The sequence below is a fragment of the Serratia sp. JSRIV002 genome, assembly GCF_019968725.1.
Taxonomy (GTDB): Bacteria; Pseudomonadota; Gammaproteobacteria; order Enterobacterales; family Enterobacteriaceae; genus Chania; species Chania fonticola_B.
Genome location: NZ_CP074143.1, coordinates 5,523,870 through 5,543,341, shown reverse-complemented (window position 1 = coordinate 5,543,341; position 19,472 = coordinate 5,523,870). Strand labels below are relative to the sequence as shown.

The following is a 19,472-nucleotide window of genomic DNA, read 5'->3' as shown; positions in this document are numbered from 1 at the left end:
TCCATCGACACGGAACATGTGAACAACTTCACAGAGTCTCCGGGGTCGCAGAGAAAAAACCTGAAATTAAGGTTGACTCTGAAAGAGGAAAGCGTAATATACGCCACCTCGAGTTAGCAAGCGAAAGCGCGTAACTCACTGCTCTTTAACAATTTATCAGACAATCTGTGTGGGCACTCACAAGACGATATCCAGCTACTTCGGTAGCAAAAAAATATCAAGTCTTGAAGAGTGACCAAGCAGTCATTCATGCGAATGAATGATTACGAAAGTTAATTTTCGAGCATCGCTGCACGAGTTGCAGCAAATCAAGCTTTTAATTGAAGAGTTTGATCATGGCTCAGATTGAACGCTGGCGGCAGGCCTAACACATGCAAGTCGAGCGGTAGCACAAGGAGCTTGCTCCTGGGTGACGAGCGGCGGACGGGTGAGTAATGTCTGGGAAACTGCCCGATGGAGGGGGATAACTACTGGAAACGGTAGCTAATACCGCATAACGTCTTCGGACCAAAGTGGGGGACCTTCGGGCCTCACACCATCGGATGTGCCCAGATGGGATTAGCTAGTAGGTGAGGTAATGGCTCACCTAGGCGACGATCCCTAGCTGGTCTGAGAGGATGACCAGCCACACTGGAACTGAGACACGGTCCAGACTCCTACGGGAGGCAGCAGTGGGGAATATTGCACAATGGGCGCAAGCCTGATGCAGCCATGCCGCGTGTGTGAAGAAGGCCTTCGGGTTGTAAAGCACTTTCAGCGAGGAGGAAGGGTTCGGTGTTAATAGCACTGTTCATTGACGTTACTCGCAGAAGAAGCACCGGCTAACTCCGTGCCAGCAGCCGCGGTAATACGGAGGGTGCAAGCGTTAATCGGAATTACTGGGCGTAAAGCGCACGCAGGCGGTTTGTTAAGTCAGATGTGAAATCCCCGAGCTTAACTTGGGAACTGCATTTGAAACTGGCAAGCTAGAGTCTTGTAGAGGGGGGTAGAATTCCAGGTGTAGCGGTGAAATGCGTAGAGATCTGGAGGAATACCGGTGGCGAAGGCGGCCCCCTGGACAAAGACTGACGCTCAGGTGCGAAAGCGTGGGGAGCAAACAGGATTAGATACCCTGGTAGTCCACGCTGTAAACGATGTCGACTTGGAGGTTGTGCCCTTGAGGCGTGGCTTCCGGAGCTAACGCGTTAAGTCGACCGCCTGGGGAGTACGGCCGCAAGGTTAAAACTCAAATGAATTGACGGGGGCCCGCACAAGCGGTGGAGCATGTGGTTTAATTCGATGCAACGCGAAGAACCTTACCTACTCTTGACATCCACAGAACTTTCCAGAGATGGATTGGTGCCTTCGGGAACTGTGAGACAGGTGCTGCATGGCTGTCGTCAGCTCGTGTTGTGAAATGTTGGGTTAAGTCCCGCAACGAGCGCAACCCTTATCCTTTGTTGCCAGCGCGTAATGGCGGGAACTCAAAGGAGACTGCCGGTGATAAACCGGAGGAAGGTGGGGATGACGTCAAGTCATCATGGCCCTTACGAGTAGGGCTACACACGTGCTACAATGGCATATACAAAGAGAAGCGAACTCGCGAGAGCAAGCGGACCTCATAAAGTATGTCGTAGTCCGGATCGGAGTCTGCAACTCGACTCCGTGAAGTCGGAATCGCTAGTAATCGTAGATCAGAATGCTACGGTGAATACGTTCCCGGGCCTTGTACACACCGCCCGTCACACCATGGGAGTGGGTTGCAAAAGAAGTAGGTAGCTTAACCTTCGGGAGGGCGCTTACCACTTTGTGATTCATGACTGGGGTGAAGTCGTAACAAGGTAACCGTAGGGGAACCTGCGGTTGGATCACCTCCTTACCTAAAGATATGCAGTTGAGTGCAGTGTCCACACAGATTGTCTGATGAAAAGTAATGAGCAAAGCGCTACCTGTTGATGTAATGAGTCTTCTGGACTCATGCTGATACGAGAAATGGTTAAACCCTGGGTTTAATCGGATTTTGTGTCCCCATCGTCTAGAGGCCTAGGACACTGCCCTTTCACGGCTGTAACAGGGGTTCGAATCCCCTTGGGGACGCCATCCGATAATGAGTGAAAGACATTATCACCGGTCATTCGTGACTGATTATCTTAAAGATGACTCTTGCGAGTCGTGTTTAAGATATTGCTCTTTAACAATCTGGAACAAGCTGAAAATTGAAACATGACAGCTGAAACTTATCCCTCCGTAGATGTACTGGGGTAAGGATTAACCTGTCATAGAGTCTCTCAAATAAACAGCACGACAGTGTCTCTGTTTACAGAAACACCTTCGGGTTGTGAGGTTAAGTGACTAAGCGTACACGGTGGATGCCTAGGCAGTCAGAGGCGATGAAGGGCGTGCTAATCTGCGAAAAGTGTCGGTAAGGTGATATGAACCGTTATAACCGGCAATACCCGAATGGGGAAACCCAGTGTGTTTCGACACACTATCGTATGGTGAATACATAGCCATACGAGGCGAACCGGGGGAACTGAAACATCTAAGTACCCCGAGGAAAAGAAATCAACCGAGATTCCCCTAGTAGCGGCGAGCGAACGGGGAACAGCCCAGAACCTGAATCAGTTCTTGTGTTAGTGGAAGCGTCTGGAAAGTCGCGCAGCAAAGGGTGATAGCCCCGTACACTAAAATGCATTAATTGTGAGTTCGATGAGTAGGGCGGGACACGTGACATCCTGTCTGAATATGGGGGGACCATCCTCCAAGGCTAAATACTCCTGACTGACCGATAGTGAACCAGTACCGTGAGGGAAAGGCGAAAAGAACCCCGGCGAGGGGAGTGAAATAGAACCTGAAACCGTGTACGTACAAGCAGTGGGAGCACCTTCGTGGTGTGACTGCGTACCTTTTGTATAATGGGTCAGCGACTTATATTTTGTAGCAAGGTTAACCGTATAGGGGAGCCGTAGGGAAACCGAGTCTTAACTGGGCGAATAGTTGCAAGGTATAGACCCGAAACCCGGTGATCTAGCCATGGGCAGGTTGAAGGTTGGGTAACACTAACTGGAGGACCGAACCGACTAATGTTGAAAAATTAGCGGATGACTTGTGGCTGGGGGTGAAAGGCCAATCAAACCGGGAGATAGCTGGTTCTCCCCGAAAGCTATTTAGGTAGCGCCTCGTGAACTCATCTTCGGGGGTAGAGCACTGTTTCGGCTAGGGGGCCATCCCGGCTTACCAAACCGATGCAAACTCCGAATACCGAAGAATGTTATCACGGGAGACACACGGCGGGTGCTAACGTCCGTCGTGAAGAGGGAAACAACCCAGACCGCCAGCTAAGGTCCCAAAGTCATGGTTAAGTGGGAAACGATGTGGGAAGGCATAGACAGCCAGGATGTTGGCTTAGAAGCAGCCATCATTTAAAGAAAGCGTAATAGCTCACTGGTCGAGTCGGCCTGCGCGGAAGATGTAACGGGGCTAAACCATGCACCGAAGCTGCGGCAGCGACGCTCAGGCGTTGTTGGGTAGGGGAGCGTTCTGTAAGCCGTTGAAGGTGAACTGTGAGGTTTGCTGGAGGTATCAGAAGTGCGAATGCTGACATAAGTAACGATAAAGCGGGTGAAAAACCCGCTCGCCGGAAGACCAAGGGTTCCTGTCCAACGTTAATCGGGGCAGGGTGAGTCGACCCCTAAGGCGAGGCCGAAAGGCGTAGTCGATGGGAAACAGGTTAATATTCCTGTACTCGGTGTTACTGCGAAGGGGGGACGGAGAAGGCTAGGCTAGCCGGGCGACGGTTGTCCCGGTTTAAGCGTGTAGGGGGGTGTTCCTGGTAAATCCGGAACGCTACCAACCCTGAGGCGTGATGACGATGCACTACGGTGCAGAAGTAGTTGATGCCCTGCTTCCAGGAAAAGCCTCTAAGCATCAGGTAACATCAAATCGTACCCCAAACCGACACAGGTGGTCAGGTAGAGAATACCAAGGCGCTTGAGAGAACTCGGGTGAAGGAACTAGGCAAAATGGTGCCGTAACTTCGGGAGAAGGCACGCTGGCGCGTAGGTGAAGAGACTTGCTCTCGGAGCTGAAGCCAGTCGCAGATACCAGCTGGCTGCAACTGTTTAATAAAAACACAGCACTGTGCAAACACGAAAGTGGACGTATACGGTGTGACGCCTGCCCGGTGCTGGAAGGTTAATTGATGGGGTCAGCCGCAAGGCGAAGCTCTTGATCGAAGCCCCAGTAAACGGCGGCCGTAACTATAACGGTCCTAAGGTAGCGAAATTCCTTGTCGGGTAAGTTCCGACCTGCACGAATGGCGTAATGATGGCCAGGCTGTCTCCACCCGAGACTCAGTGAAATTGAACTCGCTGTGAAGATGCAGTGTACCCGCGGCAAGACGGAAAGACCCCGTGAACCTTTACTATAGCTTGACACTGAACATTGAGCCTTGATGTGTAGGATAGGTGGGAGGCTTTGAAGTGTGGACGCCAGTCTGCATGGAGCCAACCTTGAAATACCACCCTTTAATGTTTGATGTTCTAACTCGGCCCCGTGATCCGGGGTGAGGACAGTGTCTGGTGGGTAGTTTGACTGGGGCGGTCTCCTCCCAAAGAGTAACGGAGGAGCACGAAGGTTAGCTAATCACGGTCGGACATCGTGAGGTTAGTGCAAAGGCATAAGCTAGCTTGACTGCGAGAGTGACGGCTCGAGCAGGTACGAAAGTAGGTCTTAGTGATCCGGTGGTTCTGAATGGAAGGGCCATCGCTCAACGGATAAAAGGTACTCCGGGGATAACAGGCTGATACCGCCCAAGAGTTCATATCGACGGCGGTGTTTGGCACCTCGATGTCGGCTCATCACATCCTGGGGCTGAAGTAGGTCCCAAGGGTATGGCTGTTCGCCATTTAAAGTGGTACGCGAGCTGGGTTTAGAACGTCGTGAGACAGTTCGGTCCCTATCTGCCGTGGGCGTTGGAAGATTGAGAGGGGTTGCTCCTAGTACGAGAGGACCGGAGTGAACGCACCACTGGTGTTCGGGTTGTCATGCCAATGGCACTGCCCGGTAGCTAAGTGCGGAAAAGATAAGCGCTGAAAGCATCTAAGCGCGAAACTTGCCTCGAGATGAGTCTTCCCTGGGCCTTTAAGGCCCCTGAAGGAACGTTTAAGACTAAGACGTTGATAGGCTGGGTGTGTAAGTGCAGCGATGCATTGAGCTAACCAGTACTAATGATCCGTGAGGCTTAACCTTACAACACCGAAGGTGTTTTAGAGTAGACGACAATTTTCAGCGAAGTTCCGAGATTGGTTCTGGTGGTTACGTGAGTAACGGCCAAGAATGAAACAGAATTTGCCTGGCGGCAATAGCGCGGTGGTCCCACCTGACCCCATGCCGAACTCAGAAGTGAAACGCCGTAGCGCCGATGGTAGTGTGGGGTCTCCCCATGCGAGAGTAGGACACTGCCAGGCATCAAATTAGCGTGCTGATATGGCTCAGTTGGTAGAGCGCACCCTTGGTAAGGGTGAGGTCCCCAGTTCGACTCTGGGTATCAGCACCACTTTATTTAAGTGGTTTAGAAGTTCGGCAGAAAAAAGAATCAAAAGAATTTGCTTGGCGGCAATAGCGCGGTGGTCCCACCTGACCCCATGCCGAACTCAGAAGTGAAACGCCGTAGCGCCGATGGTAGTGTGGGGTCTCCCCATGCGAGAGTAGGACACTGCCAAGCATCAATTAAGCCAAGAGGCCATCCGCAAGGATGGCCTTTTTGCTTTTGTGCGGTTTGAAATTCCCCATACTGGCTGACAGCCTGGCGATGAAACATTTTCACCTTCCCGTTGAATCCTCGACATGACGCTAAAAAAGCGCTATCTTCGGGCATCTAGAAGTCTAAACGTATAAACGGATGTGTGAGGGGTAAGCAATGCCGATTCGTGTTCCTGATGAGTTACCTGCGGTCAATTTCTTGCGTAATGAGAACGTGTTTGTCATGACATCCTCACGCGCAAAAACACAGGAAATCAGGCCGTTAAAGGTACTTATCCTCAACCTGATGCCGAAAAAGATCGAAACGGAAAACCAGTTTCTGCGTTTGCTTTCCAACTCGCCATTGCAGATCGATATTCAGCTACTGCGCATCGATAGCCGTGAGTCGAAGAATACGCCCACGGAGCACCTGAATAATTTCTACTGTAACTTTGAAGATATCCAGAATGAGAACTTTGACGGGCTGATCGTCACCGGCGCTCCGCTGGGCCTGGTGGACTTCTGTGATGTTGCCTATTGGCCGCAGATCGAGCGAGTGATCGAGTGGGCCAAGGATCATGTGACTTCAACCCTGTTTGTCTGCTGGGCAGTGCAGGCCGCGCTAAACATCCTGTACGGCATTCCAAAGAAGACGCGTGAGGTGAAGCTCTCCGGAGTGTACCAGCATCGTACGCTGCACCAACATGCCTTGCTGACCCGAGGTTTTGATGAAACCTTCCTGGCTCCTCACTCCCGCTATGCTGATTTCCCAACCGAGATCCTGCGGCAGTACACCGATCTGGATATCCTGGCTGAATCAGAACTGGCTGGCGCCTATCTGTTCGCTACCAAGGATAAGCGCATGGCCTTTGTCACCGGGCATCCGGAATATGACGCCCTGACGCTAGCGGGTGAGTATTGTCGTGATAACGATGCAGGCCTCAATCCTACCGTACCGCTAAATTATTTCCCCGATGACAACCCCGAATTGCCCCCCGCAGCTTCATGGCGAAGCCATGGTCACCTGCTGTTTTCCAACTGGTTGAACTACTACGTTTACCAGATCACGCCGTTCGATCTGCGTCATATGAATCCTACCCTCGAGTAACATTTTTCTCTGCACCGGGTGGCTGAATCGAGGCCGCCCTGGTTTACCCTGCCGTTTTTCCTGCCAAACCTGCAACGTTTCAGCATCGATAACTTATTTAAAAACAATGTATTACCGGCATTCCTTTATCGTAATGGAACCGGTTTCCTGGTTAGCTATAAATGATAAATAATCTAATCAATTGATAATAAAAGGTTAATAAAATATTTATTAAAAAAATGGAAATCGTTTTTGATTTTTAATTTTTGTTGGTTATTCTAGGATCCTGCGGGATGACATCTGACCAGTTGGCGGTCTTTTTTTCACCCGATTTCCGACAACAATGCTTCGCCTGGCCTGCAATGGCGGCGTGGAATGATGGAAAGGATCAAGACAATGACGCAACAGATGGTAGGCACAGAATTAGCGTTTACACAGGCTTTCGGCTCTGCAGAGCGGCAGATACTGACGGATGACGCGGTCGAGTTCCTGGCTGAACTGGTGGGGAAATTTACGCCGCAACGCAACAAACTGTTGGCGGCACGCGCCAGCTGGCAAGAGAAAATCGATCGCGGCGAGCTGCCTGGCTTTATTTCGGAAACGGATTCCATTCGGCAGGGTGACTGGCAGATCCGCGGCGTTCCCGCTGACTTGCGCGACCGTCGGGTTGAGATTACCGGTCCGGTTGAACGCAAAATGGTGATCAATGCCCTCAATGCCAACGTCAAAGTGTTTATGGCCGACTTTGAAGACTCACTGGCACCCAGCTGGGACAAGGTTATCGACGGGCAGATCAACCTGCATGATGCGGTCAACGGCACCATCTCTTACACCAATGAAGCCGGCAAGATTTACCAGCTCAAACCCAACCCGGCGGTGTTGATTGCCCGCGTACGTGGCCTGCATTTGCCGGAAAAACACGTGCAGTGGCAGGGGGAAGCGATCCCTGGCGGGTTGTTCGATTTTGCACTCTATTTCTTCCATAACTATCGCCAACTGCTGGCAAAAGGCAGCGGCCCGTATTTCTACCTGCCGAAAACCCAGTCCTGGCAGGAGGCTGCCTGGTGGAGTGAAGTCTTTAGCTTTACCGAGGATCGCTTCGGGTTGCCGCGCGGCACCATCAAGGCCACGGTATTGATTGAAACCCTGCCTGCGGTATTCCAGATGGACGAGATCCTGTATCACCTGCGCGATCATATCGTCGGGCTGAACTGTGGCCGTTGGGACTACATCTTCAGCTATATCAAAACGCTGAAGAACCATGGCGATCGGGTGCTACCGGACCGTCAGTCCGTCACTATGACCCAGCCTTTCCTCAGTGCTTATTCTCGCTTGCTGATCAAGACCTGCCACCGCCGCGGTGCTTTTGCGATGGGGGGGATGGCGGCGTTTATCCCCAGCAAAGACGCCGAGCAAAACGCGGTGGTGTTGGGCAAGGTGCGTGCGGATAAAGAACTGGAAGCGACCAATGGCCATGACGGGACTTGGGTGGCACATCCAGGTTTGGCCGATACGGTGATGGAAGTGTTCAACCGCATCCTGGGGGAGCGGCAGAATCAACTAGAGGTGCTGCGTGAGAATGATGCACCTATCACGGCGGCGCAACTGCTGGAACCGTGTGACGGTGAGCGTACCGAAATCGGCATGCGCGCCAATATCCGCGTAGCGGTGCAATACATTGAAGCCTGGATCTCCGGCAATGGCTGCGTACCGATTTATGGCCTGATGGAAGATGCCGCTACTGCCGAGATTTCACGTACCTCAATTTGGCAGTGGATCCATCACGAGAAAAGCCTCAGCAATGGCCAACAGGTAACCAAGGCCCTGTTCCGCCAGATGCTGCAGGAAGAGATGCAGGTCGTTCGTAAAGAACTGGGTGAAGCGCGTTATCACGCAGGCCGCTTCGAAGAGGCGGCACAGCTGATGGAACGTATCACCACGCAAGATGAATTAATCGATTTCCTGACCTTACCCGGCTACGAATTACTGGCCTGAAACCGTTCCTGACCTTTAACCCTACAGTATTGAAAAGGATAAAAATATGACGACCTCTCGTACCCAACAGATCCAACAGCTGGAACAGGAATGGAAATCAGCACGCTGGGAGGGCATCACCCGCCCTTACAGCGCCGAAGACGTGATCAACCTGCGTGGCTCGGTCAATCCGGTTTGCACGTTGGCGCAAAACGGTGCAGCGAAACTCTGGGAACTGCTGCATGGCAAATCCCGCAAAGGGTACGTGAACAGCCTTGGGGCGCTGACCGGTGGCCAGGCGCTGCAACAGGCGAAAGCCGGTGTCGAAGCGATCTATCTGTCCGGTTGGCAGGTAGCGGCTGATGCCAATACCGCTGCTGCCATGTATCCCGATCAATCACTGTATCCGGTCGACTCTGTCCCGACGGTGGTTGAGCGCATCAATAATACCTTCCGTCGGGCGGATCAGATCCAGTGGGCAAACCAGATTGAACCCGGCAGCAAAGGCTATACCGATTACTTCCTGCCGATCGTGGCGGATGCTGAAGCCGGATTTGGCGGCGTGCTGAATGCCTTTGAACTGATGAAGGCGATGATCGAAGCCGGTGCGGCCGGGGTACATTTTGAAGACCAACTGGCGGCAGTGAAGAAGTGTGGCCATATGGGCGGCAAGGTCTTGGTACCGACCCAGGAAGCTATCCAGAAGCTGGTTGCGGCGCGCTTGGCGGCTGACGTTCTCGGTGTGCCAACCCTGTTGATTGCCCGTACCGATGCCGATGCGGCGGATTTGCTGACCTCCGACTGCGATCCGTATGACAGTGCCTTTGTGTCTGGCGAACGCACCGCCGAAGGTTTCTACCGCACCCATGCTGGTATTGAGCAGGCCATCAGTCGTGGCTTGGCTTATGCCCCTTATGCCGATCTGGTGTGGTGCGAAACCTCAACGCCGGATCTTGAAGCAGCTCAACGCTTTGCCGATGCGATCCATGCCAAGTTCCCGGGCAAGCTGTTGGCCTATAACTGCTCACCGTCGTTCAACTGGAAAAAGAACCTGGACGATCAGACTATCGCCCGCTTCCAGGATGCACTGTCCGCCATGGGCTACAAATACCAGTTCATCACGCTGGCCGGTATCCACAGCATGTGGTTCAACATGTTCGATCTGGCACATGCTTATGCGCGTGGCGAAGGCATGAAGCACTATGTTGAAAAAGTGCAGCAGCCGGAATTTGCCGCAGTCGAGCGTGGCTACACCTTTGCTTCGCATCAGCAGGAGGTGGGGACCGGCTACTTCGATAAGGTAACCACCATTATTCAGGGGGGAGCTTCCTCGGTAACGGCACTGACCGGTTCCACCGAAGAACAGCAGTTCTGATCCCCAAGGGGCCTGGCATGGCGCCAGGCTCTGGTTTCATTCCTGAATGGCAGCAGAGGCAAAGATGGCGGAAAAACTGGAGCTGTTGATTGCACAGACGATCCTGCAGGGCTTTGATGCGCAATATGGCCGCTTTCTTGAAGTCACGGCCGGAGCGCAGCAGCGTTTTGAGCAGGCAGACTGGCCCGCCGTACAACAGGCGATGAAACGACGTATCCATCTTTACGATCACCACGTCGGTCTGGTGGTAGAGCAACTGAAATGCATCACCGGGCAGAAATATTACGATGCGGATTTCCCTAATAGGGTGAAGGCGGTTTATACCGAACTGTTGCCCGACTACCCGCGTTTTGAGATTGCCGAAAGCTTCTTTAATTCGGTTTACTGTCGGCTGTTCAAACATCGGGATTTAACCCCGGACAAGCTGTTCGTTTTCAGCTCGCAACCCGAACGGCGCTTTCGCGATATTCCCAGGCCGTTGGCACGTGATTTTACCCCCAACGGTGATTTGGCCGCCATGCTGCATAGCCTGTTGACCGACTTGCCTTTGCGCCTGCCGTGGGAAGATCTGCCACGTGATATTCGTTATATCACCCAAGCCTTACTACAGACCTTCAGCTCCCATCAGCTAGCTGCAGCAACGTTTCAAATCGGCAATGAGCTGTTCTACCGTAATAAGGCGGCCTGGTTGGTCGGTAAGCTGCGGGTGGCCGACGGGGTTTACCCGTTCCTGTTGCCGATCCACCACAGCGAGTCTGGCGCGTTATTTATTGATACCTGCCTGACCAGCAAGGCCGAAGCCAGCATCGTGTTTGGCTTCGCCCGTTCCTACTTTATGGTGTATGCCCCGTTGCCAGCGGCGATGGTTGAGTGGCTGCGGGAGATCCTGCCGGGCAAGACCACCGCCGAACTGTATATGGCGATCGGCTGCCAGAAGCATGGTAAAACCGAATGCTACCGTGAATACCTGAATTTTATGGCGCAGTCGCAGGAGCAATTCATTATTGCGCCGGGCGTGAAAGGCATGGTGATGCTGGTGTTTACGCTGCCGTCGTTTGATCGGGTATTCAAAGTGATCAAAGACGAATTCGCGCCGCAGAAAGAGGTTACGCAGGCGCAGGTGATGGCCTGCTACCAACTGGTAAAAGAGCACGATCGCGTCGGGCGGATGGCCGATACCCAGGAATATGAGAATTTTGTGGTGGACAAGGCACGCATCAGCCCGCAATTGCTCGCGGAGTTGCAGCGCGAGGTGCCGGAAAAGCTGGAAGATCTCGGCGATCGGGTGGTCATCAAGCACTTGTATATGGAACGGCGGATGACGCCGTTAAATCTGTATCTTGAGCAGGCAGACGAACGGCAAATGCATGACGCCATTGAAGAATATGGTAATGCGATCAAACAGCTGGCTGCGGCCAATATCTTCCCTGGCGATATGCTGTTCAAAAACTTCGGCGTGACGCGCCATGGGCGCGTGGTGTTTTACGACTACGACGAGATTTGCTACATGACCGAGGTGAACTTCCGTAATATCCCGCCGCCGCGCTACCCGGAAGATGAACTGGCCAGCGAACCCTGGTACAGCATTTCACCTAACGATGTTTTCCCCGAAGAGTTCCGCCATTTCCTGTGTGGCGACCGGCGCATCCGCAAGGTCTTTGAGGAGATGCACAGCGATCTGTTTGAAGCGGACTACTGGCGAGGGTTGCAGCAGCGTATCAAGGAGGGGCACGTCGAGGATGTGTTTGCCTACCGTAAAAAGCGGCGTTTCAGCCAGAGGCTACCTTCGGGGTACGCGCAGGCTGGCTGATAGCAGGCCCAGCAGGCTGGGCCATGGTCAGGATTAAAACGTGATGCAGCAGGCGCCCTGTTCGGCCCCGGAAAGCTGGCTGCGTAACGCGCTGAACAGCTCACGGCCACAGCCGTTCCTTTCACCGCTCAGATCGGGTTGATAGGGAATGCGCTGGGCCAGCTCTGCTTCCGCAACCAGCAGTTGCAGCTCGCCGGTGTGTCCATTCACCCGGATCATATCGCCGCTTTGTACTTTGGCCAGCATACCGCCGGTGTACGCCTCCGGGGTGACATGGATCGCCGAAGGAACCTTGCCGGAAGCGCCGGACAGGCGGCCATCGGTCACCAACGCCACCTTGAAGCCGCGATCCATCAATACCCCAAGCGGTGGCATCAGCTTATGCAGTTCAGGCATGCCATTGGCCTGTGGCCCCTGGAAACGCACGACCACCACGCAGTCCCGATCCAGTTTGCCTGCTTCGAAGGCGGGGACGATATCGTGCTGGCTTTCGAATACGACCGCCGGGGCTTCGATAATCTGATTTTCGGCAGGCACCGCAGACGTCTTCATCACCGCACGGCCCAGATTACCGGCCAGCACCTTGGTGCCGCCATGGTGCTCGAACGGTTTGGCTATGCTGGCAATCACGTTAGCGTCCAGCGAACTTGCTGCCCCGTTGCGCCAGGCCAACTGGCCATTGTCCAGCCAAGGCTCCTGAGTGTAGCGCTCCAGGCCGAAACCGGCGACGGTATGCACATCCTGATGCAACAGGCCGTTGTTCAACAGCTCACGCACGACCAATTGCACACCGCCCGCCGCCTGGAACTGGTTGATATCCGCCGGGCCGTTGGGGTAGATGCGGCATAGCAGTGGCACTGCATCGGAAAGCTCAGAGAAGTCGTCCCAGTTGATGATGATGCCCGCTGCGCGAGCCATGGCTACCATATGCATCGTCAGGTTGGTGGAGCCCCCGGTGGCCAGGAGCGATACGATGCCGTTAACCACCACTTTTTCATCCACCAATTGGCCTATCGGCAGGTAATTACCGGCGGTTTCTGTCAGGCGGGTGACTTGGCGAGCGGCGGCATCATTGAGCGCATCGCGCAGTGGCGTGTCTGGATGAATGAAAGAGGCTCCGGGCAGATGCAGGCCCATCACTTCCATCACCATCTGGTTGGTGTTGGCCGTGCCGTAGAAGGTGCAGGTACCAACGCCATGATAAGAGGCGGCCTCGGCTTCCAGCAGCGCGTGGCGATCGGCTTTGCCCTCGGCATACAGCTGGCGCACACGTACTTTCTCTTTATTAGGTAGGCCGCTGCTCATCGGCCCGGCAGGCACAAATACGGCAGGCAAATGGCCGAAGGACAAGGCGGACATTACCAGCCCTGGCACAATCTTGTCACAGATACCCAGAAACAATGCGCCGTCGAACATGTTATGGGAAAGGCCGATGGCTGCGGACATGGCTATCACATCGCGGCTCATCAAAGACAGCTCCATGCCGTCCTGTCCCTGTGTCACGCCGTCGCACATTGCTGGCACACCACCTGCGACCTGGCCAACGGCGCCAACGCTGTGTAACGCCTGCTTTAGCCGCTGTGGATAGCTTTCATAAGGCTGGTGGGCAGAGAGCATATCGTTGTAGGCGGTGATGATGGCGATATCGCTGCGCACCATGTTTTTCAGGGCGGCTTTATCGTCGGGCTGGCAGGCGGCAAAACCGTGGGCCAGGTTGCCACAGGCTAGCTGCGAGCGGTGTACCGTCTGCGTGCGGGCTGCGCTAATACGTGCCAGATAGGCAGCTCGGCTCTCTTTTGAACGTTCAATAATGCGTTGTGTTACACGTGCCAGGGTGCTGTTAATCATATCATCCTCACAATGCAGCCCTAATGCGCGCGGCGAGGGCCAGTTATGTCGTTCAGAACATCTCGTTATGCGCAGGCTTCTTGTGGTTGGAAACTCTGGATATGCCGCACAGTGTCGGCAATCACTGCATCCAGTGGCTGATCGATATCGATGGCCTGGACGTCAATTTCATCTTGGCCCGGCTGCTCCAGCGTGGCGAACTGGGTGACCAGCATTTGGGGTTTGAAGAAATGCCCCTTGCGGGCAGCCAGCCGAGCCTCGATCACCGGGAAGTCGCCGTGCAGATAGATGAATGACAGATTGTCATTACCGGCACGCAGCCGATCGCGATAATGTTTTTTCAGTGCAGAGCAGACGATGATCGAGACCGCATTGGTACGCTGCATAGCGAAAGCCGCGTCGTTCAGGGCGGCCAACCATGGTGCGCGATCGTCGTCATTGAGCGGTTCGCCTGAGGCCATTTTCTGGATATTGCAGCGTGGATGGAGAAAGTCACCGTCCAGAAAGTTGGCGGATAGCCGTTGGGCTACGGCATTGGCGACGGCGGACTTGCCGCTGCCGGATACGCCCATAATGACGTAAACACGATTCTGATTATTGATCATGGTTTGGTTCCCCCACCTGCGAGTCATAGTCTGCAGCGGCTATATTATTATACGAATGATTGTTACCGGTAACATGTTATCGGTAACATTGTCAGGGGAAGCGCCAAAGGTTGCAATCGGCTTTCGGTGGCAAAATCGCTAATTGTGATCGAATTCATACTTTTCGCGGGAGGCGAAACAAAGTCTCTACAGCGCGATACAGAAAAATAACAGCGGGAATTTGCTCAGGGCTTAGGGCGCAATGCTGCGCCCGTCTAATCACCGTACGCCGCCGTACTCCAGGCTGATTTCTTTTGCCGCATGGATCACTAGCGCACCCAGTTCGGTAACGCGATCGTCGGTAATGCGTGATACCGGGCCGGAGATGGAGATGGCGGCAAAGGCTTCGCGGTGTTCATCAAAGATGCAGGCGGCCAGACAGCGTAGGCCCAGGGCATGCTCTTCATCGTCGAACGAGAACCCCTGCTTGCGGATCACCGCCAACCCTTCTTTCAGGTTATGTGGCGTTAGCGTGTGTGGGGTATAGGTGTGCATGCCTTTTTTATGCAGCAGCCGGGTTACCTCATCGTCCTGCATGCTGGCCAGAAAGGCTTTGCCTGCGCCAGAGGCGTGCATCGGCAGCTTGCCGCCAATCGGGGCTGACATGCGCATCAACGCGGTGCATTGAACCTGATCGATAATCACCGCCTGATCCTCGGCTTTGTCCATCACCGCCAGATTGACCGTTTCCCCCGACTCTTCCATCAGGCGGCGCAGCGTTGGGTGCACCATCGCCAGCAGGTTACGGCTTTGCAGGAAGCTGCTGCCCACCACAAACGCATGTGCTCCCATGGTCCACAGTCCAAGATCGCCCACCTGACGGACAAACCCCTGCTGTTGCATGGTCGTCAGCAGGCGATGGGTGGTGGAGTTGGGCAACCCGGCTTGCTGGGCCAGATCGGTTAGCGCTACGTTGCCCTGCGCTTCGGCAATATATTCCAATAGCTTCAGGCCACGGGTCAATGACTGGACCTGGCCGGACGCCGTGCTGGTAGCGGGTGCGGCGGCGCGGGGTTTTTTACCGCGTTTGGCGGGAACGGGAGTGGCCATGATTCACCTTGTGCTTTCCGTATGATGGAATTCATTTTCGTTTTTTGAGTATGAATTGCAAGTTGCTTCTCCGCTCATCGGATCTGTTGTTCGGCGAACCTGAAAAACTCTCAATACCCGCTCGCATCTTTGCCGCCATAACCTGTGCTAGGATGTCAGACCCTCCATCTTTCAAGTTGCAGGATGCATGACGGGCGCAGCGTGCCGCGCCGCTACAACATTGGGATGTGGGGTAATAAGTCGTCGGGCGGATAATCGGGTGTGAAGGGGCTACAGTGACAAATCGAGTGGAACAACTGCGTCAGCAGCTATCGCAGCGTATTTTAGTGTTGGACGGCGGTATGGGCACCATGATCCAGAGCTATCGGCTGGAGGAGGCAGACTACCGCGGTGAGCGTTTTGCCGATTGGCAAAGCGATCTGAAAGGCAATAACGACCTGCTGGTATTAAGCAAGCCGGAGGTGATCACTGCGATCCACAACGGTTACCTGGAGGCGGGGGCCGATATCCTCGAAACCAACACCTTCAACTCGACCACTATCGCGATGGCCGACTACCATATGGAGTCGCTGTCCGCCGAAATTAACTACCAGGCCGCTTTGCTGGCGCGCGCTTGTGCTGATGAATGGACGGCACGCACCCCGGAAAAACCGCGCTACGTTGCTGGCGTACTGGGCCCAACCAACCGTACCGCCTCCATTTCCCCTGACGTTAACGATCCGGCCTTCCGTAATGTCTCTTTTGACCAATTGGTAGAGGCCTATCGCGAATCAACCCGCGCGCTGGTGGAAGGGGGCGTCGATCTGATCATGATCGAAACCATCTTCGATACCCTGAATGCCAAAGCGGCGGCCTTTGCGGTCGAAACCGAATTTGAAGCGCTGGGCGTGACCTTACCGATCATGATTTCCGGCACCATCACCGACGCCTCTGGCCGCACCCTTTCCGGCCAGACTACGGAAGCGTTTTACAACTCGCTACGTCACGTTAAGCCGCTGACCTTTGGCCTGAACTGTGCGCTCGGCCCGGATGAGTTACGCCAATACGTGGCGGAGTTGTCTCGCATCTCTGAAAGCTATGTTACTGCTCACCCAAACGCCGGTTTACCCAATGCCTTTGGTGAATACGATCTCGATGCCGAAGAGATGGCCAAACAGGTGGGCGAATGGGCGCACGCCGGTTTCCTCAATATCATCGGTGGCTGCTGTGGCACCACTCCGGCGCATATCGCCGCAATGGCTAAAGCGGTTGAGGGCGTACCGCCACGGCAGTTGCCAGAGTTACCGGTAGCTTGCCGCCTGTCCGGCCTGGAACCGCTGAATATTGATGCCAAATCGCTGTTCGTCAACGTGGGGGAGCGTACTAACGTTACCGGCTCGGCCCGATTCAAGCGGTTGATTAAAGAAGAAAAGTATAACGAGGCGCTGGCCGTGGCCCGCCAACAGGTGGAGAGCGGCGCCCAGATCATCGACATCAACATGGATGAAGGGATGCTCGACGCCGAAGCGGCGATGGTGCGTTTCCTCAGCCTGATCGCCGGTGAGCCGGATATCGCCCGTGTTCCGATCATGATCGACTCCTCCAAATGGAGCGTGATCGAAAAGGGCCTGAAATGCATTCAGGGTAAAGGCATCGTCAACTCGATCTCGATGAAAGAGGGCGAAGAAGCCTTTATCCACCATGCCAAACTGGTGCGCCGCTACGGTGCCGCCGTGGTGGTGATGGCCTTCGATGAAGTTGGTCAGGCAGATACTCGCCAACGCAAATTTGAGATTTGCCGCCGTGCTTACCAGATCCTGACCGAGCGCGTGGGTTTCCCGCCGGAAGATATCATTTTTGACCCGAACATTTTTGCCGTTGCCACCGGTATCGAAGAGCATAACAACTATGCCGTCGACTTTATTGAAGCCTGTGCCGACATCAAAACCCACCTGCCGCATGCGATGATTTCCGGCGGCGTGTCCAACGTCTCCTTCTCGTTCCGTGGCAACGATCCGGTGCGTGAAGCGATCCACGCGGTGTTCCTGTATCACGCCATTCGCAACGGCATGGATATGGGGATCGTCAACGCCGGGCAGTTGGCGATCTATGACGATCTCAGCACTGAACTGCGTGAAGCCGTTGAGGATGTGGTGCTCAATCGCCGTCAGGACGGCACCGAGCGTCTGCTGGAACTGGCGGAAAAATACCGGGGCAGCAAAGACAATGAAGTGGCGGTGCAGCAGGCCGAATGGCGCGGCTGGCCGGTAGTGAAGCGCCTGGAGTATTCGCTGGTTAAAGGTATTACCGAATTTATCGAGTTAGACACCGAAGAAGCGCGCCAGCAGGCGGATCGCCCGATCGAAGTGATCGAAGGGCCGCTGATGGCTGGCATGAACGTGGTTGGTGACCTGTTCGGCGAGGGCAAAATGTTCCTGCCGCAGGTAGTGAAATCGGCCCGCGTGATGAAGCAGGCGGTGGCCTATCTCGAACCTTACATTGAGGCCAGCAAACAGAAAGGCACCACCGCCGGGAAAATTCTGCTGGCGACGGTGAAGGGCGACGTGCACGACATCGGCAAAAACATCGTCGGCGTGGTGCTGCAATGTAACAACTACGAAATTATCGATCTGGGCGTGATGGTGCCGACGGACAAGATCCTGAAAACCGCCCGCGAACAGAACGTGGATATTATCGGTCTGTCTGGCCTGATCACCCCGTCACTGGACGAAATGGTCAACGTGGCAAAAGAGATGGAGCGCCAAGGCTTTACCCTACCGCTGCTGATCGGCGGGGCGACCACCTCCAAGGCCCATACCGCGGTGAAGATTGAGCAGAACTACAGCGGCCCGACTACCTACGTGCAGAACGCCTCGCGTACCGTTGGCGTGGTTGCTGCGCTGCTGTCAGACACTCAGCGGGACGAGTTTGTCGCCCGCACCCGCAAAGAGTACGAAACCGTACGTATCCAGCACGGGCGTAAAAAGCCGCGTACGCCGCCGGTCAGCCTGCAACAGGCACGGGATAACGCTATGGTGCTGGATTGGGAAAACTACCAGCCTCCGGTGCCGAACAAACTTGGTGTGTTCCCGGTTGAGGCCAGCATTGACACGCTGCGTCACTATATCGACTGGACGCCGTTCTTTATGACCTGGTCACTGGCGGGCAAGTATCCGCGCATTCTGGAGGATGAAGTGGTAGGGGAAGAGGCCAAGCGCCTGTTCCAAGATGCCAACGAAATGCTGGATATGCTGGCCGCTAACGGTAGCCTCAACCCGCGTGGCGTCTATGGTTTGTTCCCGGCCAACCGCGTCGGGGATGATGTGGAAGTCTACCGGGATGAAAGCCGTGAAGAGGTGCTGGTGGTCAGCCGTCATCTGCGTCAGCAAACGGAAAAGACCGATTTCCCTAACTACTGTCTGGCCGACTTTGTGGCCCCGAAAAGCAGCGGCAAAGCCGACTATTTTGGCGCATTCGCAGTCACGGGCGGCTTGGAAGAGGATGCTTTGGCGGCGGCTTATGATGCCAAGCATGACGACTACAACAAGATCATGGTCAAAGCGTTATCCGATCGTCTGGCAGAGGCCTTTGCCGAATATCTCCACGAGCAGGTGCGCAAGCTGCACTGGGGCTTTGCCGCAGATGAAAACCTGAGTAACGAAGAGCTGATCCGTGAGAATTATCAAGGTATTCGCCCGGCCCCCGGCTATCCTGCTTGTCCAGAACATACCGAAAAAGCGGAGATCTGGCAGTTGCTGGACGTTAACCGCCATACCGGCATGGAACTGACCGAATCCTTCGCCATGTGGCCTGGGGCAGCGGTATCCGGCTGGTATTTCAGCCATCCGCAAAGTAAGTACTTTGCCGTGGCCCAGATCCAGCGCGATCAGGTCGAAGACTACGCGCAGCGTAAGGGGATGAAGATCGGTGACGTAGAGCGCTGGCTGGCCCCGAATCTGGGATACGATGCAGATTAATTTTCAG

The 19,472-nt window shown here is 54.5% G+C and carries 8 protein-coding genes, 2 tRNA genes and 4 rRNA genes; 11 read left to right on the top strand and 3 right to left on the bottom strand.

Features of this window, described 5'->3' with window-relative positions; genetic code table 11:
- Nucleotides 1-317: 317 nt before the first annotated feature.
- The 10 genes from KGP26_RS25915 to aceK all read left to right on the top strand — a co-directional run bounded on the left by KGP26_RS25915 (nucleotide 318) and on the right by aceK (nucleotide 11,967).
- Nucleotides 318-1,858 (top strand): 16S ribosomal RNA (locus KGP26_RS25915).
- Between the two features lie 145 nt (nucleotides 1,859-2,003).
- Nucleotides 2,004-2,079, top strand: a tRNA-Glu gene (locus KGP26_RS25910).
- Between the two features lie 242 nt (nucleotides 2,080-2,321).
- A 23S ribosomal RNA gene (locus tag KGP26_RS25905) occupies nucleotides 2,322-5,229 on the top strand.
- A 102-nt stretch (nucleotides 5,230-5,331) separates the two neighbouring features.
- Nucleotides 5,332-5,447 (top strand): 5S ribosomal RNA (rrf, locus tag KGP26_RS25900).
- Nucleotides 5,448-5,460: 13 nt separating this feature from the next.
- Nucleotides 5,461-5,536 (top strand) — tRNA-Thr (locus KGP26_RS25895).
- A 52-nt stretch (nucleotides 5,537-5,588) separates the two neighbouring features.
- Nucleotides 5,589-5,704 (top strand): 5S ribosomal RNA (gene rrf / locus KGP26_RS25890).
- Together the 16S, 23S and 5S rRNA genes with 2 tRNA genes alongside form the textbook arrangement of a ribosomal RNA operon.
- Before the next feature lie 195 nt (nucleotides 5,705-5,899).
- Nucleotides 5,900-6,829: a homoserine O-succinyltransferase gene (gene metA / locus KGP26_RS25885; RefSeq protein WP_094982863.1), complete on the top strand. Its 930-nt coding sequence runs from the start codon at nucleotides 5,900-5,902 to the stop codon at nucleotides 6,827-6,829.
- A 375-nt stretch (nucleotides 6,830-7,204) separates the two neighbouring features.
- Complete coding sequence (aceB, locus tag KGP26_RS25880) at nucleotides 7,205-8,803, top strand: malate synthase A (protein ID WP_223664753.1); 1,599 nt, start codon at nucleotides 7,205-7,207, stop codon at nucleotides 8,801-8,803.
- A 46-nt stretch (nucleotides 8,804-8,849) separates the two neighbouring features.
- Entirely contained in the window at nucleotides 8,850-10,157 is a 1,308-nt protein-coding gene (aceA, locus tag KGP26_RS25875; RefSeq protein ID WP_021180852.1) for an isocitrate lyase, read from the top strand.
- 64 nt (nucleotides 10,158-10,221) lie between these two features.
- Nucleotides 10,222-11,967 (top strand): bifunctional isocitrate dehydrogenase kinase/phosphatase, encoded by a 1,746-nt coding sequence (gene aceK / locus KGP26_RS25870; protein ID WP_059201908.1) that lies wholly within the window; start codon nucleotides 10,222-10,224, stop codon nucleotides 11,965-11,967.
- Nucleotides 11,968-12,000: 33 nt separating this feature from the next.
- Here the strand turns inward: aceK and edd are convergent, their stop codons facing one another.
- From edd to iclR, 3 genes are all read right to left on the bottom strand, one after another.
- Nucleotides 12,001-13,815: a phosphogluconate dehydratase gene (gene edd / locus KGP26_RS25865; protein ID WP_115159959.1), complete on the bottom strand. Its 1,815-nt coding sequence runs from the start codon at nucleotides 13,813-13,815 to the stop codon at nucleotides 12,001-12,003.
- Nucleotides 13,816-13,880: 65 nt separating this feature from the next.
- The gene (gene gntK, locus KGP26_RS25860) at nucleotides 13,881-14,420 is read right to left on the bottom strand and encodes a gluconokinase (RefSeq protein ID WP_179253874.1); all 540 of its coding nucleotides are present in this window, start codon (nucleotides 14,418-14,420) and stop codon (nucleotides 13,881-13,883) included.
- 258 nt (nucleotides 14,421-14,678) lie between these two features.
- Complete coding sequence (gene iclR, locus KGP26_RS25855) at nucleotides 14,679-15,509, bottom strand: glyoxylate bypass operon transcriptional repressor IclR (protein WP_223664752.1); 831 nt, start codon at nucleotides 15,507-15,509, stop codon at nucleotides 14,679-14,681.
- A gap of 275 nt (nucleotides 15,510-15,784) precedes the next feature.
- Here iclR and metH point away from each other — a divergent pair, with 275 nt between their 5' ends.
- The gene (metH, locus tag KGP26_RS25850; RefSeq protein ID WP_186486646.1) at nucleotides 15,785-19,465 is read left to right on the top strand and encodes a methionine synthase; all 3,681 of its coding nucleotides are present in this window, start codon (nucleotides 15,785-15,787) and stop codon (nucleotides 19,463-19,465) included.
- Nucleotides 19,466-19,472: the final 7 nt, after the last annotated feature.